Source organism: Myxococcales bacterium (assembly GCA_016712525.1).
Lineage (GTDB): Bacteria > Myxococcota_A > Polyangia > Polyangiales > Polyangiaceae > JAAFHV01.
Window position 1 is genome coordinate 2378071 of sequence record JADJQX010000007.1, and the last position, 22015, is coordinate 2400085.

The 22015-nt window shown below is 69.8% G+C and carries 18 protein-coding genes; 9 read left to right on the plus strand and 9 right to left on the minus strand.

Going from position 1 to position 22015, the window contains the following annotated elements:
- The first annotated feature begins 24 nt into the window (after positions 1 to 24).
- Positions 25 to 498, plus strand: coding sequence for a hypothetical protein (locus IPK71_27065; GenBank protein MBK8217404.1), 474 nt, complete (start codon positions 25 to 27; stop codon positions 496 to 498).
- Between the two features lie 25 nt (positions 499 to 523).
- Here IPK71_27065 and IPK71_27070 read toward each other — a convergent pair whose 3' ends face one another.
- Positions 524 to 2755 carry a sensor domain-containing diguanylate cyclase gene (locus IPK71_27070; protein MBK8217405.1) on the minus strand — a complete coding sequence of 744 codons (2232 nt, stop codon included), beginning with the start codon at positions 2753 to 2755 and terminating at the stop codon, positions 524 to 526.
- Positions 2756 to 2881: 126 nt separating this feature from the next.
- On the opposite strand from IPK71_27070, the gene IPK71_27075 reads away from it, so the two are divergent.
- The 5 genes from IPK71_27075 (at position 2882) to IPK71_27095 (ending at position 8194) form a co-directional block, all read left to right on the plus strand.
- The gene (locus tag IPK71_27075) at positions 2882 to 3811 is read left to right on the plus strand and encodes a rhomboid family intramembrane serine protease (protein MBK8217406.1); all 930 of its coding nucleotides are present in this window, start codon (positions 2882 to 2884) and stop codon (positions 3809 to 3811) included.
- Between the two features lie 164 nt (positions 3812 to 3975).
- Positions 3976 to 5049: a hypothetical protein gene (locus IPK71_27080; GenBank protein MBK8217407.1), complete on the plus strand. Its 1074-nt coding sequence runs from the start codon at positions 3976 to 3978 to the stop codon at positions 5047 to 5049.
- Positions 5046 to 5369, plus strand: a complete 324-nt coding sequence (locus IPK71_27085; protein ID MBK8217408.1) for a hypothetical protein — start codon at positions 5046 to 5048, stop codon at positions 5367 to 5369. The genes IPK71_27080 and IPK71_27085 overlap by 4 nt, the downstream gene beginning before the upstream one ends.
- 68 nt (positions 5370 to 5437) lie before the next feature.
- Positions 5438 to 6061 (plus strand): sterol desaturase family protein, encoded by a 624-nt coding sequence (locus tag IPK71_27090; GenBank protein ID MBK8217409.1) that lies wholly within the window; start codon positions 5438 to 5440, stop codon positions 6059 to 6061.
- Between the two features lie 87 nt (positions 6062 to 6148).
- Positions 6149 to 8194, plus strand: coding sequence for a hypothetical protein (locus IPK71_27095; protein ID MBK8217410.1), 2046 nt, complete (start codon positions 6149 to 6151; stop codon positions 8192 to 8194).
- A gap of 82 nt (positions 8195 to 8276) precedes the next feature.
- Here the strand turns inward: IPK71_27095 and IPK71_27100 are convergent, their stop codons facing one another.
- Entirely contained in the window at positions 8277 to 8945 is a 669-nt protein-coding gene (locus tag IPK71_27100) for a hypothetical protein (protein ID MBK8217411.1), read from the minus strand.
- Between the two features lie 44 nt (positions 8946 to 8989).
- On the minus strand, positions 8990 to 9472 hold the full coding sequence (locus tag IPK71_27105) for a cyclic nucleotide-binding domain-containing protein (GenBank protein ID MBK8217412.1): 483 nt from the start codon (positions 9470 to 9472) through the stop codon (positions 8990 to 8992).
- A gap of 213 nt (positions 9473 to 9685) precedes the next feature.
- On the opposite strand from IPK71_27105, the gene trxB reads away from it, so the two are divergent.
- Positions 9686 to 10642 carry a thioredoxin-disulfide reductase gene (trxB, locus tag IPK71_27110; protein MBK8217413.1) on the plus strand — a complete coding sequence of 319 codons (957 nt, stop codon included), beginning with the start codon at positions 9686 to 9688 and terminating at the stop codon, positions 10640 to 10642.
- Positions 10643 to 10736: 94 nt separating this feature from the next.
- On the opposite strand, the gene IPK71_27115 is transcribed toward trxB, so the two are convergent.
- The gene (locus IPK71_27115) at positions 10737 to 11510 is read right to left on the minus strand and encodes an MBL fold metallo-hydrolase (GenBank protein ID MBK8217414.1); all 774 of its coding nucleotides are present in this window, start codon (positions 11508 to 11510) and stop codon (positions 10737 to 10739) included.
- Positions 11511 to 11654: 144 nt separating this feature from the next.
- On the opposite strand from IPK71_27115, the gene IPK71_27120 reads away from it, so the two are divergent.
- Positions 11655 to 12263 carry a TetR/AcrR family transcriptional regulator gene (locus IPK71_27120; protein MBK8217415.1) on the plus strand — a complete coding sequence of 203 codons (609 nt, stop codon included), beginning with the start codon at positions 11655 to 11657 and terminating at the stop codon, positions 12261 to 12263.
- A gap of 82 nt (positions 12264 to 12345) precedes the next feature.
- Here IPK71_27120 and IPK71_27125 read toward each other — a convergent pair whose 3' ends face one another.
- From IPK71_27125 to IPK71_27135, 3 genes are read right to left on the minus strand one after another with little or no spacing between them, the layout of a single operon-like run.
- Entirely contained in the window at positions 12346 to 13983 is a 1638-nt protein-coding gene (locus IPK71_27125) for an outer membrane protein transport protein (protein ID MBK8217416.1), read from the minus strand.
- Positions 13980 to 15800, minus strand: a complete 1821-nt coding sequence (locus tag IPK71_27130; GenBank protein MBK8217417.1) for a hypothetical protein — start codon at positions 15798 to 15800, stop codon at positions 13980 to 13982. Before IPK71_27130 ends, IPK71_27125 begins: the two co-directional genes overlap by 4 nt.
- A gap of 6 nt (positions 15801 to 15806) precedes the next feature.
- On the minus strand, positions 15807 to 16526 hold the full coding sequence (locus IPK71_27135) for a hypothetical protein (GenBank protein ID MBK8217418.1): 720 nt from the start codon (positions 16524 to 16526) through the stop codon (positions 15807 to 15809).
- 144 nt (positions 16527 to 16670) lie between these two features.
- On the opposite strand from IPK71_27135, the gene IPK71_27140 reads away from it, so the two are divergent.
- Positions 16671 to 18620 carry a hypothetical protein gene (locus IPK71_27140; protein ID MBK8217419.1) on the plus strand — a complete coding sequence of 650 codons (1950 nt, stop codon included), beginning with the start codon at positions 16671 to 16673 and terminating at the stop codon, positions 18618 to 18620.
- A 42-nt stretch (positions 18621 to 18662) separates the two neighbouring features.
- On the opposite strand, the gene IPK71_27145 is transcribed toward IPK71_27140, so the two are convergent.
- Positions 18663 to 19958 carry a HAMP domain-containing histidine kinase gene (locus tag IPK71_27145; GenBank protein ID MBK8217420.1) on the minus strand — a complete coding sequence of 432 codons (1296 nt, stop codon included), beginning with the start codon at positions 19956 to 19958 and terminating at the stop codon, positions 18663 to 18665.
- Positions 19955 to 21946: a PAS domain S-box protein gene (locus IPK71_27150; protein ID MBK8217421.1), complete on the minus strand. Its 1992-nt coding sequence runs from the start codon at positions 21944 to 21946 to the stop codon at positions 19955 to 19957. Before IPK71_27150 ends, IPK71_27145 begins: the two co-directional genes overlap by 4 nt.
- Positions 21947 to 22015: the final 69 nt, after the last annotated feature.

Genomic DNA, 22015 nt, shown 5'->3' on the forward strand with positions numbered 1-22015 from the left:
CACGTTCTCGGTAAGGGTTGGGGGATGGCCCTCACGCCCACGCGCCGCACACACCGCCACAAATACCTGATTACACTGTCTTTTTTGGCATGTGTCGGCACGGCGGCCTCGGCCTGCGGCGGTCCGTCCCACGTCGCCGCCCCCACCCCGTCGGAGGGGAGCTCGGCGAACGTCGGCGCCGCCCTCGGAGACGCGGGGCCTCCCGACGATCCGACGGGAAAGTCCCCGCCACCGAAGCTCACGCGCGTCCCGGCGCCGCTCTGCGGGTGCTCGCTCTGCAAGCCCGTGATCTCCGAGGACGCGTGCACGACCGACGCCGACTGCGCCCCCGCGACGCCCTGCCACGCGGAGGCGTGCGTGGCCCGATCGAAGGCCCAGGCGCTGCCCCCGGGCGTGTCGTGCACCGCCATCCTGAAGTGCGAGACGGTCGACGCGAACACCTGCGGGTGCCTCGAGGGGCGCTGCGCGCTCTACCCTCGAAAAGACAAGGGCTCCTGAGCCGCCGCGCGCGACGGCCGCGAGCTCACCGGCGCGCGCGCACCTTCGGCTTCGCGGGCTCTTCGGCCGGCCTCAGCATGCGCACTTCGCTCGGGCGAGGCGCCGACGCCGTGCACCGGTTCCGACCGCTCCGCTTCGAGACGTAGAGGGCCTCGTCGGCGGCCTTGAAGAGCGTCTCCCAGCTGCTTCCGCCCTCGGGGAACGTGGCCATGCCGATCGAGCAGGTGACCTTGAGCGGGCCATTTTCGCTTTGGAACGTGGTCTTCTCGAGCTCCTCGCGGATGCGCTCGCCGAGCAACATCGCGCCCGCCTCGTCGGTCTGCTCGCAGAGGACCACGAACTCTTCGCCGCCGAAGCGCGCCACCACGTCGGTCGATCGCTTCTGCCGCTTCAGGATCTCGCCGAGCCCCTTGATGACGACGTCGCCGACGTCGTGGCCGTAGGTGTCGTTGACCTTCTTGAAGAAGTCGATGTCGGTCACGAGCACGGAGAGCTTGCGGCCGAACCGCGCCGCCGCCGCGATCTTGGACTCGGCGGCCTCGAGCATGGCGCGTTTGTTGAGGAGCCCGGTCAAGCCGTCGGTCGTCGCCATGGTCTCGAGCTTCGCGACCATGCGCGCGTTCGAGAGCGACACGGCGAGGTGGCTCGCGAGCACCTCGAGCGTGGGTCGCACCGAGTCTCCGAAGGCGTGTTTTCGGCGCGCGCCGAGGATGAGCGTGCCGAGCGGGCGATCGTGGAGGACGAGCGGCAGGACGAGCAGGCTCGGGAGCTTGGGCCACGAGAAACGCTTGCCGAGCACGACCTGGTGCTGCGGGTCGTACTCGCCCTTGTACGGCAAGGGGAACTTGTTCTGCACGACCATCGAGACGAGCCCGGTGTTGTGCGAAAAACGCGACCCGACGAAGCCGTCGATGGAGCCGTCGTCGCACTCGGCCGCGACGATTTCGTGCGTTCGCGCGCCCTCGTCCCAGACGGTGACGGCGGCCAAATCGAAGCTCGCGATCTCGCGCGCCGCGCGCACCCCGGCGTTGACGACGTCCTTCTCGCTGAGCGCCGCGCCGAGCGCCTGGGCCGCGCGATAGAGCTTGCCCTGCTCCACCTTGGCACGCTCGAGCTGCAGGAAGACGCGCTCGTTCTGGATGGCGCGGAGGCAATAGCGGGCGGCCTGCGCGGCGAGCTCCTGCTCTTGGGGCGAGAAGGGCTTGTTGTCCTTGCGGTCGATGACGAGCAGCCCTCGAAGCTGCGACTGCGCGTCACGGAGCGGCTCCTTCGCGGCGGGCCGCTTCCCCTGGGCCCGCCCCTCGTCGATGGCGGCCTCCTCGATCACGGGGAGCGCGCACAAAACACGCACCGGGCAGGGCCCCGCGTAGTAGGGCACCTTGAACGTGGGGCGCAGATTCTCGAGCGTGACCCGCTCGCGCTTCGCCACCGCGGCGCCGAGCACGCCGTCACCGACCGAGAAGGGCGCGTCGTGCACGTCGTCGGAGGCGGACGAGAGCTCGCTGATCCGGAGGTGCGTGCCGGCGTCGTTCTTCCAAAGGAGCACCGCCGTGTGGAGATCGAGGGTGCGACGGAGGAGCTCGAGGGCGTAGTGGACCGACTGGTGGATCTCTTCGACGCTCGAGCGGGCGAGCCGGTCCTCCGAGTGTTTCTCTTGGCCTTCGCCGGCCCCGAGCAAGCGGTAGCTCCGCGCGTCTTCCTTGAGCTTCACGAGCTCGTCGTCGAGCCTGGCGCGGGAGAGCGCCCTCACCCGGGCCACCTCGGCACGGAGGAACGCGACGTTGAGCGCGGTGAACGCGGCCCCGAACGCGGCGCGCGCGCCGAGCGGGGCGAGCGGAGCGTCGAGCACGACGCGGCGCACGAACGCCTCGAAGAGGAGCGCGAAGAGCAGAGTGCACCCGGCCGCACCCGGCCGCGCGAGCGCCGCGACGAACGCCACGAGCACGTAGATGGCCGGCGACAGGCGGCCGTCGAGCGAGCCGTCGAGCCGCACGACCGCGGCCAGCACGAACGCCGACGACAGCGCTCCGAGCTCGAAGTCGACCGCGAACGGCGCCTCTCCGGTCACGCGCACACGCGCCCTCGCTGCGCGCGCCACGAAGAGGGCGAACACGAGGGCGACCACGGCGTCGCTGACGGTGCTGCGCGTGGTGGGAGGGGTGCAGAGGTAGGCGGAGAGCCCACCTATGGCGCCCAAGGCGATCCCCTTTCTTGCGATGCGGCGAAGGGCGAGGACGGCCAGGACCAGCGGTTCCATGGGGCTCGTCGTCGGTATCAGAGCCCGCGAGAGGTGGCCCAATTTCCGGCGATGCCGATCTTGCGCAAGGGGACATGGGCCGCCGATTTCGATCGAGCTTTTCGCTCCCTGATTTAGATTGCGCCCGTGACCGAGGCGAGCGATCCGGAAGACCAGCGCGAGACGTTCGCCGAACGTTTGCGCGAGGTGCTCCTCGGCCCGAAGGACCTCGAGGAGGCGACCGTCACGCGGGGGCTCGTGCTGCTCTCGGTCGGGGTCTACGCCGCGTGTGTGCTCTTTTCGTTCTCGCCGCGCGCGATCCTCCAGATCCCGCAGGACACGATGCTGCTCTTCGGGGCGAACCTCGCCTCGCTCACGGTGGGCGACCGGCGCCTCGAGTCGCTGCTCGCGTCGGTGTTCCTCCACTTCGACGTGATCCACCTCACCTTCAACATGATCGCCCTCCGCTCGGTCGGACCCTTCGTCGAGCGCAGCGTCGGGAAGGCTCGCTACTTTCCCCTCGTCTTGGGCTCGGGCATCGTCGCGAGCGCCACGAGCGCGCTCGTCGGGTGGACCGCGACCGAGCGCCTCAGCGCGGGCGCCTCGGGGGCCATCTGCGGCATCATCGGCGCCGCGGCCGTCCTCGGGTACCGCACGCAGGGCCCCAAAGGGCCCGTCACGACCGCCATGGCGAAGTGGCTCGCGGCCACGATGCTGCTCGGCTTCGTGGCGCGGTTCGACAACTGGGCCCATGGCGGGGGCGCGGTCGCCGGCGCCTTGCTCGCCGCGTCGTGGCGGCGCGGTGTCACGCACGACGAAAAACGCGTGAGCCTCGTCGTAGGCGCCTGCGTGCTCGCGCTCGTCGGGACGGCCGGGGCGGTGGCCTACCGCGATCTCACGGACCGGTACCTCTTCCTCGGCATCGACGAGCGCTTGCGCGTCGCCGAACAAGCGCTCGCGACGAACCGCTGCGACGTGGCCGTCGAGGCCGCCGATCGTGCCCTACGGCTCGGGCGGCGCGACCCCGTGGCGGTCGACGTGGCGACCCGCATCCGCCGCCGATGTGGCGCCGAATGAGGCGCGAAGCCCGGGCGGTACACGCCGTCGGCGGGCGAGGAGACAGTTCGGGATCGACGAAGCGAGGTTCCGTATGGGAAGCCCGTTGATTTTCTCCCGTCCCTCGCCAAGAGCTCCAAAGCGTCGTCGGTCCGAAACACCGACAGGCTGCTAGGGTAGACCGCATGGCGACGCTCCCCGAAGAATGCATTCTGCACGTGCTCGACGAGGCCTACGACGAGCCCGTGGCGGCCGCGCAGCTCCGAAAGACCGTCGAGGCAGGCGCGAAGCTCGCCGAGCGGTTCGCCAAGGGGCCTCGGGCGCTCGCGGTGCGATCGCTCCCGCTGACGACGCTCCCCTACCCCACGCGGTACGCCTTCAACGCCGCCGCCATCTCGCCCGCGCCGTTCGTGACGCTTACGCACAGGTGCCTCGTCGTGCAGTTTCTCCAGGGCGGGACCCCGAAGACGCTCCTCTTCAACCCGTCCGACATCGAGGCGGCCCGCGCGACGCCCTTCTTCGCGCGGCTCACGGCCGAGGTGGGGCCGAAGGTCGCCTCGCTCATGGCGCGCGCCTACGATTCGCTCGAGACCCAGCTCGCGGGCCTGGGCCTCCACCCCGAGGACGTCGACTACGTCGCCTTCGACCACTTCCACACCCAAGATCTGCGTGGCCTCCTCGGCACGAACGGCGGCCGTGAGCCTCGCTTCCCGAACGCGGTGCTCCTCGCCCCGAAGGCCGAGTGGGACACGTGGGACGATCTCCACCCCGTGCAACGCGCGTGGTTCGTGGCCGAAGGGCGCGCGAACGTGCGCATGGGCAACGTGTGCCTCACCGAGAACGATCTCGCCCTCGGCGACGGGGTCATGCTCCTCCGGACGCCGGGCCACACCGTGGGGAACCAAACGCTCTTCGTCTGCACGGAGTCGGGCGTGTGGGGCTCGAGCGAGAACGGCACCGCGGCCGACAGCTGGTCACCGCTCGAGAGCCGGATTCCCGGCATCGCGGCGACGGCGAAGGCCCAAGAGCTCGACGTCGTCATGAACACGAACACCCCCGAGCTCTATGCGCGGCAGTACACGTCGATGATGCTCGAGAAGACGATCGCGTCTCGTGTCGCGCGCGCCCCCGGCTTCGTCCAGATGCTCTCGTCGAGCGAGGTCACGGCGCACGTCACGGCCCCGTTCCTCACGCCCACGGTCACGTTCGGGGGCCTCTCGTCGGGCACGATCGTGCGCCGCCCGAGGAGCGCCTCGTGAGCGCGAGCCACCCCGAGCGTCCGCCCTTCGCCGAGGGCTACCCTGACGACCCCGAGCTCCTCCGGCTCGTCGCGGCGTTCGAAGCGGGGGACTACGCGCGGGTGAACGACGGGGCCCGCGCCCTCGCGGAGTCGCCGGATCCGGTCCTCCGGGACGCCGCCCGAGACCTCGCCTCCCGCACACGCCCCGACTCGGCCACCGTGCCGCTCTTCGTCTTCGCGGCGCTCCTCCTCGCCTCCCTCACGGCGTACTGGATCACCCACGACGGCCCCTCCGGCCCTCCGAACGAGCCCAAACCCGCGGTCGAGATCATTCGGTGACCGCGGCCTTGACGAAAGAGTGAACGTCATTCACATTACCTTCACAGCCTGGAGCTGCGGAGGTTCCTATGTCGCTCGCATTTTTCTCATTGGGTGCGCTGGCCTGGTCGGCAAGTGAGTACGCCATTCACAGGTTCGTGGGGCACGGTCCGCGGAGGAAGAAGCCCAGCACGTGGCGGGGCATGCTCTCGCTCGAGGGGCTCGCGTACGCGTTCAACTCGGAGCACCTCGCGCACCACGCCGACCCGAGCTACTTCGCGCCGAGCTCCCAGAAGGCGGCGGCCGCGGCGCTCACCGTGGGCGCGGGCTTCGTCTGCCTCACGCCCATCTTCGGGCCGCGGAGGGCGCTCGCCTTCGCGACGGGCCTCGCGTCGACGTACCTCGGCTACGAGATCGTGCACCGGCGCATCCACACCCACGCCCCGAAGAGCGCGTACGCGGCGTTCGTCCGCAAGCACCACCTCCTCCACCACCACAAGACACCCAAGGAGAACCACGGCGTCACCACCCCGGTGTGGGACGCGGTCTTCGGCACGTACTCCAAGGTCGACGTGCTGCGCATGCCGCGCGGCGCCGCCCCCGCCTGGATGACCGGGGCCGATGGGGAGATCCTCCCTGCGTACGCGGACGACTACACCCTCGTCGGTCCGAAGGTCACGACGAGAGCCCAGCCGACCGTCGGCGCCGCCTGAGCCTTCTCTCGTGCCCGCCCGGCTCGGGCGGCGTCGAGACGTCGGGGGGGCGCGGGACTTCGGCCACGCACCGTGTATCCTTCGCGCATGCCTCGCAGGTTCACGGTTCCCCTCTTCCTTTTCGCCGGTGCGGCCCTCGCGTCGGGGCTCTCGGCGGCGTGCTCGTCGTCCGCGGAGGCCTCGAGCCCCCCGCCAGCCAGCATCTTCGTCGCGCCGGCGGCGCTCTCCGAGCTCTCGGGTGAGGCCTACTTCGATCACCCGTTCCCGAGCGATCTGCGGCGCGACGAGACCGGGCACGCCGTCTACGAGGGCTTCTACTCCCCGTTCGAGTCGCGCCTCATCGCCGACTACGTGAAGGCGACGAAGGGGCTCCTTCGTGGGTTCTCGCCCGCCGCGGCGATCCACCTGCGCTTCTCGGCCGACGTCGATCCCGCGTCGCTCCCGGCCGATCCCGGCGCGGCGAAGAGCCCATCGTCCTCGGTGCAGCTCGTCGACATCGACCCGAAATCGCCCGAGCGCGGCAAACGGCGCCCGATCGAGACGTCGTTCCGCGCGGCGAAGGGCGTGTACATCCCGAAAGATACGCTCGCGGTGCTGCCCATGCCCGGCGCGCCGCTCCTCCCGAGCACACGCTACGCCCTCGTCGTGACTCGCGCCCTCAGGAGCACCGACGGGCGCGCGTTCGAGCCCTCGTCCGATCTCGCCGAGGTGCTCGGAGAGACGCCGCCCACCTCGAAGACCGAGAAGGTGCGCGCGGCCTACGGCGATGCGGTGACCGAGCTCGCGGCCGCGGGCATCCCCAAAGGAGACGTCGCCCACCTCACGGTTTTCACCACGAACGATCCGACCGACGAGCTCTTTCGCGTCGTCGACGCCATGAAATCCCAGGTGAAGGCCCCCGTAGCGCGCGACATCGTCGCGAAGGATCAGGCCGCCTCGTACGACGTGTACGAGGGCATGTACGGACCCACGCCGAGCTACCAGGCGGGCACGGTGCCCTTCGCGCAGCAAGGCGGGGCCTTCACGTTCGACGACAAGGGCGTGCCCGTGCTCCAAGGCACGTTCGACGTGCGCTTCGCGATCGTGATCCCGAACGCCCAAAAATGCCCCGAGCCCGAGGCAGGCTACCCGGTCGTGATCTACGCCCACGGCACCGGCGGCGACTACCGCAGCATCATGTCGAAGAGCGTGGGGCCCGCGCTCGCCGAGGCGTGCCTCGCGACGGTGGGCACGGATCAGATCTTCCACGGGACGCGCCCCGGCGCGCCTCCCGACAGCGATCCGAACAAGGAGGGGAACACGCAGCTCCTCTTCTTCAACTTGAATAACCCCACCGCGGCCCGCACGAACGGGCGCCAGTCGGCGGTCGACGTGGCCCAAGAGGCGCGGCTCTTCACCGAGACCGGGCTCGTCGTCCCCGCGGCGGTCGCGCGCTCCGGCAAAGACGTGAAGCTCGACGGAAAACGCGTGACGTTCTACGGGCACTCGCAGGGCGGGCTCAACGGGCCGCTCTACCTCGCGGCCGACCCGTCGTCGCGCGGGGGTGTGCTCTCGGGCACGGGCAGCCTCATCACGATCGCGCTCCTCGAGAAGACCGAGCCCAAGCCGAGCGTGGCCGGCGCGCTGCGTGTGCTGCTCTCGCTCACCGATCCCGAAGAGGGCAAGGAGCTCGATCTCTTCCACCCCGTCGTCAACCTGGCGCAGGCCATGGTCGATACGACCGATCCCATCCACTACATGGGGCGCATCATCCAGCGGCCGCGCGAGGGCTTCGCACCGAAGAGCATCTTCGAGACCGAGGGCATCGGGGCCGACGGCGTGGGCGACAGCTACGCTCCACCGCACGGCATCGAGGTCGGCGCCGTGGCGCTCGGGCTCCCGCGGCAGGCGCCGGGCCTCTGGCCGATCCGTGAGGCGAAGTTCGCCGGCCTCGGCGACGTCACCGTGCCCGCCGATGGCCTCGTGGGGAACCTCGCGGGCGGCAAGGCCTCGGGCGTGCTCGCGCAGTACGCGCCGAAGCCGGGCTCCGACGGCCACTTCGTGGCGTACGACGTGCCCGAGGCGAAGAGCCAAATCGTCAAGTTTCTCCGCAACTTGGCAGACGACCCGAGGGGCAAGGTCTCTCCCCCTTGAGCCGGGGCGTAGCCCCGAAATGAAGGAGGCCTCGGAGCCCTTCGTGGGTTCCGAGGCCTTCGTGCATCGGGTGCGGCGCGCGTTACTTCTTCGCCCACACCTTGTCGAGGAACGCGCCCTCGAAGGGATCGCCGTGGCACGTCTCGCAGCCGTGCTCCTTCTTGTCGGTGCGCTTCACCTTGTCGACGAGCTCCTTCTGCATCCAGCCCGCGAGCGCCTTCTTGTCGCTCTTGTCGAGCGTCTCCATGCGGCCTTGGTGGCACGAGTCGCAGTAGATGGGCGCGCCGTCGGCCATGGCGAGGCCGCGCGTGAACTCGTTCCACATGCGCGCGGCGATCTTCTTGTGGGGCGTGGGCGCCTTGAAATCGTCGGCGTTGTGGCAGCCGTTGCACTGCACGCCGAGGGCCTTGTTGAAGGTCTTCATGACCTTGCGGAGCTTCTCGGGCTCGAGCTTCTCGATGGGCGGGAGCTTCTTCGGATCGAGGCCGATGGCCGCGAGGTCGGCCGTCATTTGGGTGGCCATGGTGGGCTTCATCACGACGGGCGCCTTCGCGGGCGCGGCCGACGCGGAGGCCGAGGGGGCTGCGGAGGCCGAGGCCGACGGGGCCGGGACGGCCGACGCGGAGGGCACGGCGGAGGCCGAAGGCACGGGCGGCGTGGCCGGGGGCGGGACGTTGCCGTCGCACGCGGCGGCCACGAACGACGCGGCGAGCGAGAGCACGAACAGCGCGGACATGGTGCGAGATTTCATGAGACGTGGAGCTTTCGACAAGAGTGTAAGGGCTTGAGTTTGCTCTAAAATTTGCCCGAGGTAGAGAGGAACGTGAGCTTGTCGTTCGTCTCGCGGAGGCGGCTCGTGAGCATGCGCACCGAGCTCCACAGCACCTCGTAGGCGAGGTCCTTGTGGAGGAAGAGGAGGTCGTCGAAGTCGTCCTTCGAGATGACGAGCAAGCGGCACCGCTCGTGAGCGAGCGCGTCGGCCGAGCGGGTGGACTCGTCGAGCAAGGCCATCTCGCCGAAGACCTCACCCGGCCCGAGCACGGCGAGCGCCTCTTCGCCCATGCCGGCCACGTTGCGCGAGATGCGCACCTTGCCGTCGAGGATGATGTAGAGGCGGTCGCCCGGATCGCCGTACTGGAAGATGCGCGCGCCGAGCGGGTGAGCCTCTTCTCGGGTGACCTCGGCGATGAGCGCGAGGGCCTCGCCGGTGAGCCCGTCGAAGAACGGGACACGCGCGAGCTGCTCTTCGCGGAGGGCCGTGGAGGTCTTTTCGCTCACGGCCTCGCACGGTAGCGTTTTTCTAGGCCGAGAGTCCACATTCCGAAGCCCGGGCCGATGGACCTCGGGAACATTCGGGGGCGGCGCGGGCCTCCGCGGTCTTCGTGGCCTTCACGGCCTTCGGGGCGGGTGTCGTGAGAGGTAGGAACGGCCGCTTTGGCGTCGCACGATTCGGCGCGCGTGCCCGAGGGAGTCGGCGTAGAGTTCTCGCCCATGAGCGAAACCCGGAAAGTCATCATCATCGGTTCGGGCCCTGCGGGCCACACGGCGGCCATCTACGCGTCACGCGCCAACCTGAAGCCGCTCATGTTCGAGGGCCTCGTCCGCGGCGGCATCCCCGGCGGCCAGCTCATGATCACGAACGACGTCGAGAACTACCCGGGCTTCCCCGAGAAGATCACCGGGCCCGACCTCATGAAGGCGTTCCGCGATCAGTCGGTCCACCAGGGCGCCGAGATCCGCACGGAAGACGTCAACAAGGTCGACTTCTCGAAGCGCCCGTTCCGAGTGTGGGCGGGCGACGACAACGTCGAGTACTCGGCCGAGACGATCATCATCGCGACCGGCGCCCAGGCCAAATGGCTCGGCATCGAGAGCGAGCACGCGCTCAAGGGGCGCGGCGTGTCCGCGTGCGCCGTGTGCGACGGCGCCTTCTTCCGCAACCAGGACGTCGCCGTGGTCGGCGGCGGCGACACGGCGATGGAAGAGGCCATGTACCTCTCGGGCATCTGCAAGACGGTGCACCTCATCCACCGCCGCGAGGAGTTCCGCGCGAGCAAGGCGATGCAGGACCGCGTGCTCAAGAACCCGAAGATCGTCATCCACTACAACAGCGAGGTCGACGAGATCCTCGACGTGTCCAAGGGCGAGGTCACGGGCATCCGCCTCCGCAACTCGAAGACGGGCGACAAGAAGACCCTCGACGTCACGGGGTACTTCGTCGCCATCGGTCACACGCCGAACACCGATCTCTTCAAGGACTTCCTCGAGCTCCACGACAACGGCTACCTGAAGACCAAGCCGGGCACCGCGCAGACCAACGTGCCCGGCGTGTTCGCCGCGGGCGACGTGCAGGACTTCGTCTACCGCCAGGCCGTCACGGCCGCGGGCTCGGGCTGCATGGCCGCGCTCGAGGCGGAGCGCTGGCTCGCCATCAACGGCACCCACTGACGAGACGCGCTCGTCCCGATCGCGGTCGGGCCGAAGGGCGCAGCCGACGAGGGCCTCACGACGACGTCGTGGGGCCTTCGTGTTTTGCGAGCGCTCACGGACGGCCGAGGGCGAGGCGCTCGAGCACGCTCGCGCGAGGCACGGGGCCGAAATGGCCGACGAAGAAGGTCGCGCCTTCGTGTGCGCCCCGTGCGAGAGCGACGGCGTCACGCGCCGCCCCGGCAGGATCGCACTGGTAGTAGTGGGTCTCGGCGGACGAACCGAGCACCGAGCCCCGGAAGAGATCGCCGACGAGCACGGCATCTCCCACGACGACGACGAGCGAGCCTGCGGTGTGACGCGAGAGCGGCCGAACCTCTCCATGAACGCCGGTGAGGCCCTCGAGCGGGCGCGGCGCCGTGATCCACACGTCGGCCGCGAAGGGCGCGTAGCGGGCAGCCTGATGTTTCGCGAGGTCGTCGCGAGCGCCGCCGCTCGTCGGGCAGAGGGCGTCGTTCTTTCCTTCGGAGAGCAGCGCGCGATCCCCCTCGCCGGCCACGATCGGGGTGCCGTAGCGCGCGCGAAAGTAGGGTGCGCCGCCCGCGTGATCGGCGTGCCCGTGCGTGAGGACGATGGCCCCGAGCGCGCGAGGGTCGACGCCCGCGTCGCGGAGATCGGCGTCGAGCGAGGCCGCCTCTTCGGCGAGCCCGGTGTCGACCAAGAAGGCCGCCCCGTCGGCCCGCACGACGTGCGCGTTCGTGTAGGCGCGGCGGAACGTCACGACCTCCACTCCCCCGACGCGGGTCGTCGTACGGGAGGTCGCGCACCCCGCGAGGAGGAGGGCCGAGAGGACGAATGGGGCGAAGGACGAGGCGCGTAGGTCGCTCATGTGACCAACGGTAACATTTGAAGTAACCAGTGGCAACATCGCCCCGGTAAAGCTGCGCCGCATGGGCCCCAGGTGACGGTGCGTCCGAGGGGAGCCTCGGGAAATCCAGGGCCGAGCGGGCCGCGCTCGAGGTATACGAGCGGCATGGCCAGGCCCCCGAAGGCGCGTCCGCCGTACCACCACGGCGATCTCCGCGCGGAGCTCGTCCGGCGCGCGTGCGAGTCCTTGCGCGAGGGCGACATGCCGACGCTGCGCGAGCTGTCGGCCCGCGTCGGGGTGTCGCACGCCGCCGCGTATCGCCACTTTCCGAACAAGGTCGCCCTGCTGGCCGAGGTCGCGCGGCTCGGCTTCGAGTCCTTCGCAGAGCGTCTCGCCGCTGCCACGACCACGGCCACGGGCGCCGAGGAGCGCCTCGTGGCGATGGGCCGCGCCTACCTCGCCTTCGCCTTCGACGAGCCCGGCATGTTCCGGTTGATGTGGAGCCACGACCTCAAGCCGTTCGACGCCCACCCCGGGCTCGACGAGGCCGCGAGGCGCTCCCTCGACGTGCTCCTCGGCACGTTCGACGGCCTTGGCGGAGCCGCCGAACGGCAGCGCGCCGCGCTCGTCGCGTGGTCCACGATCCACGGGTACACGGCGCTCGCGCTCGAGCGGCAGCTCGAAGGGCCCTTCGACCTCACCTCCGCCGCGGACGGCATGCCGATCGTCGCGCGAGGGATCCTCGAGGGTGTCCTCCCTCGAAAGCCTCGCTGAGCGGCCCGCGAAGCCCGGGCGAGGGCCCGCCTCACCTTCGATGCTCGAGACGGGCGCGCGACCTGGCTCGGACGGTGACCGTCTAGAAGCGGTACGCGACGCCCACGTTGAGCGCGTTGATCGCGTTCGTGATCGTGCCGAGGTTCACGGGGTAGTTCGTGCGGTACTTGGGCGCCCCGTCGGCGCACGTCGCCCCGAGCTGGTTGTTCGACGACGGGTTGCACTGCGTGCCCGCGAGCGCCGGGAGCCCCGCGGCCTTCGGATCGGCGTTCGACAGATCGGCCACGAAGGCATGCATGAAGCCCACCATCAGATCGAGCGCGCCCGAGCTCGGCTCTTTGCCGGTGCGGATGCGCACCGTCGCCCCGAGCGCGAGGCCGACGCGGCTCCCCGAGGCGAAGTCGATGTTCTGGAACTGCGGGCTCGCCGCGCTCGACTCGAAGAAGCCACCCCCGCGGAGGGCGAGCCTGTCGCGCAAGACGTTGAAATCACCGCCGATTCGGAGACCGACCACGTCCTTGTAGGCGCGCCGCTGATCGGCGTTCTCGGGCAGGGTGCCGCCCGGGATGCCCGACACCGGCAAGATGCCGTTGCCCTGACCATCGCCCGGGAAGCGCACCTCGATCGAGTCGATGGCGCTGTTGTTCGCCCAGGTGAGGTTCGCCTCCACGTCGAACACGTCGTCGGCGATGGGATCGCGGTGACCGGGCCTCGCAGGCCCTCCGGGGCGCGGCACGTGGTAGCGCACACCGAGCTTGGCCTCGGCGGGGATCGCGAGCTTGAAGGTCGCGTTCCCTCCCGACTTGCAGTCGGTGATGGGTTGGCCGGTGCCGCAGTCCTCGAAGATGGTGTCGCCGTAGATGACACGGCTCGCGTCGCCCTTGGCGTTCGCGGGCGTGTAGTAGTTCGCGGCCGTGCCCACGTCGCCGCGGGCGCGCACGGCGTCGCTCACGCGGCCCCACACGGCGACGTCGAGCCGCTCGTGCGCCGAGTAGATCGCGCCCGCGGTGAAGCCGGGCACGAAGTAGTCTTTCACTTGGAGGTTCGCCCGCACGTCGCCCGTCGGGTTTCCTCCGTCGGCGTTGAGCGCGACGGTGGCGCTCGCGAGCTTGAGATCGGCGATGCCCCACTGGAAGGCCGCGCCGATCCGGAGGCCCGGGACGACCTCGAAGCCCACGCCGAGGCTCGGGAAGACGAGGGCGCCGTGCCGGCGGGCCAAGAGGAAGCGGTTCGGCGAGGCTTGGCCGTTCACGAAATCGGGCCACGTCGACGACGCCGACGCGCTCGGGCCGAGGAGCGCGAGACCGAGGCCGAGGCGCTCCGTGATGCGAAGCGTGCCGGCGATCTGCGGGTTCGGGGTGAGCTCGACGTCGTTGCAGACGCGGGGGAAATGGCCCGACGCGTCGGCCAGAGGCTCGGTCGACGTGTCTCCCGCGGCCTTCACGCGCGTAAAGCATGTATGGTGCACGCTCAGGTTCGCCTGAACCGTCACGCGCGAGTCTTGGCCGGCGAGGCCCGCCGGGTTGAAGAAGGTGGCCAGAGGATCGCTCGCGCGCGCGATCCACGCGCCCCCGCGACCGAGCTGCTCGGAGCCGTTGTCCGGAAACTCGGTCACGTTCGACGCCCGTGCCTCGCGCGAGGCGACGAGGGCGCCCATGACCACGAGGCCGACGAGGTGCCCGGTCGGGCGCGAGGCCCTCGCGAGCCGGCCGAAGCTCACTCGCGCACCGGGGTGGCCTTGAGCGAGGCCTTGCCTTCTTTGACGTACACCGAGAACTTCACGCGCTTCACGCCGTGGCGCGACATGAGGGCGTCGCGGTTCTTCTTCAGCGTCACCTGGAATTTCTCGAAGGTGAGGCCGTCGACCGACTCTCCGCACTGCTTCTTGGTCTTGACGTAGTCCTCGTAGACGCCGAGCCAGTCGGAGGCCTCGTCGGACGCGGTCGCGGCGATCGCGTCCTCGCTCGGCTTGGCGATCATGGTGCGCTCGTCCTCGGGCTCGTCGTCTTCGATGCTCGCGATGGCGCCGAACGCCCCCGAGGCGCCGAGGCCCGGCACGCTGCCCGTCGACGCACGGGGCGGCGGCGGGGCGGCGGGGGCTGGCGGGGGAGCGAGCGGGGCCGGGGCGCCGAGCGGCTTCGGGGCGCTCGGGGGTGCCGGAGCCGCGAGGGGCTTCGGCGCGGAGAGCGGGGCCGGAGGAGCCACCGGGGCCGGAGGAGCCGCGACCTGAGGTGCCGAGGCCGGCGGCACGAACGGCTTGGGCGCGCTCGGGGCGGCCGGCGGGATGACGGGCGCTTGCGTCCCCGGAGCGACGGTCGGTCCCGAGAGCGGGAACGAGAAGGCGCTCATGTTGGGCTGGGCCGGAACGGGACCCAAAATCGACTCGAGATCCGCGGGCTTACGGGCAGCTCCGCCACCCTTCTCGACCACCCGCTCGATGCCCGAGTTGATGTCCTGCGCGAACGCGCGGTACTCGCCGCGGAAGCGTGGAAGCTGCAAGTAATCGATCTCGCCCTTCTTGAGGCGAGCGGCCTGCGCGCGCACCTCCTTGAGGGGCATCGAGTGCTCGAGGAACGAGAAGAGGAACCCGAGCCCCGCGCCCACGACGATCGTGAGCACGACGAGCCAGGTCTTCACGTTGGCCTTGTCCTTGTCGTCGGCGCCCGAGATGAAGCTCATGGGACCGGCGATCGAGGTGCGCGAGCGCACGACGGCGAACGTGCCGCCGAGCTCCCAGGCGTCTCCCGGGATGCGCCCCACGATGAGGCCGCTCTTGCCGTCTCCGAGGGCGTGCACCTCGCTGAAGACCTTGTCTTGGGCCTCGACCTTGAGATCGTCGGCCGTGAGGCGCTCGAAGATGGTGTCCTCGAAGCCCTCTTGGGCGGCCTGCGCCACCTTGGAGCCGGCGACGAAGAACGCGACGTTCGTGCGCGTGCGGGACGCCATCTCCTTGGCGAAGCCCGAGTCGACCCAGCGGAGGCCGACGACGGCGCCGAGGGGCGGCTGACCGAGCTCGGCCTCGACGGGGCGGGTCACCACGCGGGCGAGCTTGCCCCCGAGCACCCAGTTGTCGTCACGCAAGAAGCCGTGGAGCGCGTCGAACACGGCTGGGTATCCGCCGAGCTCGAACTCCGGGAAGGCCGCGATGGCATCGTACCCGAGCTGCGCGACGACGCGACCGTCGCGATCGACGGCGAAGAGCACGTCGTTCTTGTACTCGGGCGGGAGCTTCTCGTTGTACGAGGAGAGCGCCTTCTTCGCCTCGTCCTTCGAGGCCGGCGTGATCTCCTTGCCGTTCGAGGCCTTGAGAGACTTCACGACGCCCGCGTCGGTGCTGAGCAAGATGAGCGTGTCGAGCCTGCGGCGCGAGTCGATCTGGAGCGCCCAGTTGACGACCTGACCGTCGCCGAGGAGGGCGTCGTCCATGCCCTTGGTGTTGGCGCGGTTGTACTGACCGACCGCGAGCGACACGATGTAGATCGACGCGCCGACGAGCAGCGAGAGAATGAGGACCCAGATGCGCGACAGAATCATCATGACCGACTAGTCCCCTCCCTCGGCGAGGTTCAGGGGCTCCTTGAGCTCGAACGTTCCGCGATCCTTCGCGACGACCGACGTCGACTTGCCGACGCGCTTGCCACCGAAGTACGCCTTCAAGACGTAGTCCCCCGCGGGCAGGGCGAAGGCGAAGGCGCCGTCGCGGCCGGGGTAGGCCACCTGGAGAACTTGAGGGTCGACGACGACCCAGGTGCGCACGCTCGGGTAGAGCTCGTCGCGGAGCTCGTAGCGACCGTTGCCGTCGGGGGCCGTCCACTCGCGGGTGCCGTTGGGCTGGATCACCTCGGCAGAAAAGCCTTTATTTCCGACGATATAGGCCTTGTGTGGGAAGGGATCGAGGTTCTTCAAGACGAGCTTCGTCTTGGGGGACACCGCCAGCGTGGTGGGCACGATGCGGCCACCCGTGATCTTCATGAGGACCGGCTCTTGAGGTCCGGCCGTCGAGGCGGACGTGGCCGCGATGCACACGTCGCGCGAGAGGTTCGCCGAGAGCGTGCGGAACTGCGCCTCGACCGCGGGCGACGGCTCGCGCCAAGTCCACCGGTTGGCTTTGGGCTTCGCGGCTTCGGCGTACACGTCGGGCAGGAGCTTGTCCTGACCCGAGACGCGACCTCGAATGTTGGGGTTCACGGCATGCGCGATCCCGGAGAGCCCGAGGGCTACGGCGAGACCGGCGAGGAGGAGCGAGAGTTTCCTAGGGCGCATGGATCGTGCAGACGAGCGAAGGCTCGCGGGCCCGACGAGGGTAACCCGATCGGCGGAAAAGGTGTTCGACGATTTCCGTACGGCCCCCTCGGAAAACGAGCGAAGAACACGGCCCGGGTTCTCGCCGCACGGTAAACTTCTCGGGTGCCCCTCGACGCGCCGAATTCCCCGGACGACGACGGCCTCCCTCGGGAAGGCTCGCCGGAGAGCGGCGCGCCGAGCCTCCCTCCGGCACCTCGACCTGCCACCCCGCCGACACGCCTCGAGGGGCGCGGCGAAGGGATCGCGCCGCTCGCGTTCAAACAGGGAGCACATCCCCCGTTCGGGATTCGCTGGTACGGCGTCACGTCCCTCTTCGGGCACCTTCGCGGGTTCGTGTCGCGCTTCATCGCGGCCGAGAGCGTCGACTCGCGCGACTGGATGCGCCCCGACCCGCCCGCGGAGCTCCTCCGGGCCGCCGTGTCGGAGCTCGGGGCTCCTCGTGCCTCACGAGGCGCGGGCAGCCTGGTCGAGTGCCTCGGGCGCCCGCTTTGGATCGACTTCGCCGCCGACACGGGCGACGACCGCGACGTGAGCCGCGCCGTGGGGCGCATGCTCGCGCGCGAGTACCTCCTGCCGAACGACGAGGGCCCCTCGGCGCCTGCGAGCGAAGGAGAGCGCGTCTTGCCTCGCGGCGAGATCCTCATGATGGGAGGCGACATCGCCTACCCCGTCGCCACGGCCGACGAGATCCACGAGCGCCTCGTCTTGCCTTGGAACGAGGCCCTCCGCGCCGCACGAGACACGCAGCGCGCGCGTCTGCTCCTCGGGGTCCCGGGCAACCACGACTGGTACGACGGCCTCGACGGCTTCGGGCGGCTCTTCCGCAAGCGCGTGAACGAGCGCTTCATCGCCGACGATCGGGCGCGAGGGAGCAGGCTCGACAGGCGCCTGCGGAAGGTTCGGGGGCGAAAGGTCGGGCTCGTCGCCCGCCAGCTCCACCTCGACGAGGTCTCGGGGCTGATGCAGCTCTTCCTCGGCGCGCTCGAGACGTTTCGGCGTGTCTTCACGGGGCGCACGGCGAAGAAGCGCCGCCACCTCGCGCTGCGCGGCTACGTGCCGCTCCAAGAGGCGAGCTACTTCGCGCTCCCGCTCGCCCGGGGACTCGACCTCTTCGGCATCGACCGCCAGCTCTCGCGGCTCGACTTCCGCCAGCGTGCCTTCTTCAAGCGCCACCGCAAGGAGCACCCCGAGCGCGCCGTGCTCGTGCTGTCGGCCGACCCGGCCCTCGCCTACGGAGAGCGCAACGAGCCCGGCGCCGCCGCCCTCGAGGCCGTGAGACTCGACCTCAAGAAGGACAAAATCTTTTTCATTTCCGGAGACTTCCACCACTACGAGCGGCGCACCGTGGGCCCCTCCTGCCACATCGTGGCCGGGGGCGGCGGGGCGTTCTTGCATGGTACACGTATCAACCGCGCCCCCTCGGGGGACCCCGACGCCGCCTACCCCGACGCGAGGACCAGCCGTGAGCTCGCGCTCGGGACACCGGTGAAGCTCCTCCTCGGGAGGAGCGGGTGGGGCGTGCATCTCGCGATGGCGGTCGTGGGGTCGCTCGGGCTCTGGGTCGCGCGCACCTACCAGGGAGACGCGCTCCTCGCGGCGCAGGGGCTCATGGCGGCGGGCGCGGCGACCGGGCTCTACTTCGTCGCCCACGCGGGGCTCCATCGAAGGCCGATCGCGGCGCTCTCCGCACCGTTCGGCGCGGCCATCGGCCTCCTCCCCTTCGTGCTGCGAGCGTTCTTGCCACGCGTGCTCGGGGCGGGCATGGCCGTCGGAACGGCCGTCACGTTGGGCACGGCCGCCCTCGGGACGCTGCTCTTCGGCGTGTTCCTCATGCTGCTCGCCCTGCTCGGCCTCGAGCACCAGCAGGCCTTCACGGTGCTCGGGCATCCGGGGTTCAAACACTTCGTGCGCCTCTGCGTGCACCCGGACGGGCGCATCGAGGGGTTCGTCATCGGCAAAGACGACACCCTCGTCGAAGGGCCGCCCAAGCTCGTCGACACCTTCACCTGGAGCCCGACCCGAGGCACCTCGACGAGCACGGAAGAGCGCTGAAGCCGGGAGCCCGAAGCGGCCGCGATTCCGGGCGCCCGGCTCTCACATGTCGACGAGCGGAAACTGGAGCACGAACCGCGTCCCCCCGCCCGGCCGCGGCTCGACACGAATGTGAGCGTCGTGGTTCTCGAGGATGTTCTTCACGATCGACAGGCCGAGCCCCGTGCCGCGGCCGGGGGCCTTGGTGGTGAAGAACGGCGCGAAGACTTGGGCGACGTGCTCGGCCGGGATCCCGGCGCCGTTGTCCTCGACGATGACCTCGGCCGCGCCGTCGTCCTTCATGCGGCGCGTGCGGACCCACAAGACGCCGTTCGAGGAGGGAAGCGCGTGGCACGCGTTCGTGACGAGGTTCACGAAGACCTGCGTGAGCTGCTCGGGCAGGCCTCGGACGAAGATGCCCTCGGGCGCGAAGAGGCGCTCGACGCGGCCGTGCGAGTCGTCGAGGACGTGCTCGCAGAACGCGAGGGCCTGATCGACGACACCGTGGAGAGACACGGCGACGTGGGTCTCTCGGGCGGGGCGCGCGTACGCCATGAGATCGCGCGTGAACCGGAGCATACGCGCCGCGCTCTCGCCGATACGCCGGAGCCGCTCGACGTCCTCGGGCTCACCGCCCACGACGAGCTGCTTACGCAAGAGCACGTCGGTGTAGGCGACGATCGAGGTGAGGGGGTTGTTGAGCTCGTGCACGATGCCGGCGGCGAGCTGACCGAGCGACGCGAGCTTCTCGGTCTGCACGAGGTGCGCCGACAGGGCGCTCACCTCGCGCGCGGCGAGCTTCTCGCGTTCGTGCGCGCGCGCGCTTTCGATACCTCGCTCCACGGCGAGGGCCGCGCGGCGCATCATGTCGTGCTCGGGCGAGGCCTCCCCACCGAACGCCCCCTCGGCGAGCCCCAGGTGGAGCGAGATCCCTTCACCGGCCTCGACCACGATCTCGGCGGAGAACCCGGCGAAGAGGCGAGGCGGACCATCGCCGAGCGGGAGAGAGGTGCACGCCGCGGGCACGTACCGCACGATGCGCGCGGCCTCACCGGGCCGAACGACGTACGCCCCGACGCCGTGATCCGGGAAGATCTCTGCGAGGGTGCGCACCGCCCACTCGACCACGGCGTGCTCACCGTCGTTCGTCGGGATGGAGCACGAGGCGACGAAGAGCTTGTCGAGCCACCGCGCGGGCACGTCGGCCACGCGGAGCTGCATGCCGGAGCCCGGCTCGTGGAGCACCACGCGGTACGACGGGTACCTCGGCGGCTCGCCCGGCGGCACGCGCACCTCGGTCGACTCGGGCACGAGCGACATCGGCGGCACCGAGGCGACGGGCTTCGGACCGGCGCTCACGAGCGGCTCCCCTCGGGTGCAGGCGCGGGGGCGGTGCTGTCGCTCGCGCGATCGAGGTCCAAGATGTTCTGCTTGCCGACGTAGCTCTTGGTCTCGTACTTGGTTATCTTCCCGATTTTCCTAACGATTTCGGCCATACGCTCGGTCTCCGAGGCGATGACCTCGGCGGCTCGGCCTCCCGGTGTGCCGGGCTCGAGCACGCGGCGAAGGAGGAGCGCGTAGTTCAGCACCGCGGTGAGCGGTTGGTTGAGCTCGTGGGCCGCGGCGCCGGCGAGCTCGGCGACGATGGCCTGGCGCTCTTGCGCGAGGATCTGCTCCTGGGCCTTTTGGAGGCGGGCCTCCATCTGCATCTTCTCGCGGAGGTCGGTGAAGATGCCCACGCTGCCCACCGGGGTGTCGCCCTCGTAGATGAGCGCGCCGGAGAAGAGCACCGGGATGACCGCGCCGGCTCCGTCGACGATCTCGGTGCGGACGCCTTGCACACGGCCCCCCCCCGCGCGGATCATCTTCATGATGCGCGCCGCGCCGCCCTGCGGGTAGAGCGTGTGCACGCGGCCCCCGACGACCTCGGCGGCCCCGCGCCCGTAGATGCGCTCGGCGGCGCTGTTGAAGAGGATCACCTTGCCGCGGAGATCCGCGGTGATGATGCCGTCGACCGACGAGTCGATGACACGCTGGAGAAAGTCCTTCGTCTTGACGAGCTCGGCGGCGACCTCGCGCTCGCGGGTCACGTCCCGGAACGAGCAGAGCACGATGCCGTCCTCGCGGAGCACCGAGCTGAAGTTCACGTTGAGGACGACGATCTTGCCGTCGGCGCGCCGCACCCTCACGTCGACGCCCTTCGGGAACACGCCCTTCGCGAAGCCGCTCCCGAGCTCGTTCGCGATCCTGGGGCACTCGAAGAGGTCCTGGAGGCGCCGACCGCGGAGCGCGTCCTCCTCGTAGCCCGTGATGTCGCGGGCGCGCGGGTTCGAGAACTGGAGGTGGCCGTCGAGATCGATCACGACGATGCCGTCGCCCGAGCTCTCGAAGAAGTCGGCGTACCTCTGGAGGGTGCGCATGCGCCGCTCGGCCTCGAAACGCGCGACGGTGACCTGCTGCGTCTGGTCGCGGAGCGTCTGGAGGACGCGCGCGTTGCGGAGGGCGATGGCCATGGCGCTCGAAACCGTGCGGCAGAGCGAGAGCGCCCGGTCACCGAAGGCGTCGCGCTCCCTCGACCTGAGCGAGAGCACGCCCATCGCGCGACCTTCGTAGAGGATGGGCAAGATCGCGATCGAGGAGAAGGCGAGCTTGTGCCCCTCGCTGCGAAAGATCTCGAGCACAGGGTGGGTCGCCGAGTCGGAGATGACGAGCGTGGCCCCCGACGTCAAAACCTCTTGTATTTCTGGATATTTAGCCAGATCGATGGGGAGATCGCGGAGCTGCTCGTCGTCCGACGCGGCGACGACGTAGCCCACGTTTCCCTCGCGCACGAGCACGATGGAGACGCGGTCGACCTCGGCGACCTCGGCGATGCGCTGCACGACCGTGAACAGGATGCCGCGGAAGTCGAGGTTCGAGGCGAGCGCCTGCGTGAGCTCGGTCACGACGAGGGCGTCTTTTTCGCGGCGCGCCAGCTCGTCCTTCGCGGCTCGGAGGCGCACCTGCCCCCGAACACGCGAGACGAGCTCGACGGGCTTGAAGGGCTTGCGCAAGAAGTCGTCGGCGCCGGCCTCGAAGGCGCGCGCGATCTCGTCGTCCGCGTCGAGGGCGGTGAGCACCACGATCGGGACGTCCTTCGTGTCTTGGCGGGCGCGCAAGATGCGGAGGATCTGGTAGCCGTCGGGCGGGGGCATGACGAGGTCGAGCAAGACCACGTCGGGTTTGTGCCGGTCGATCTCCCGGAGCGCCTCGGTGCCGGACGCGACCGCCACCGCAGCGATGCCCGCCTGCGTGAGCGCCTGAACCAAGACATGGCGGCTGACGTTGTCGTCGTCGACCACGAGCACGGGGCCGGAGGCCATATTCACAAAGTATAGACACGACGAGGGTTTCGCCGCAAAGCGAAAGCCCGCGCC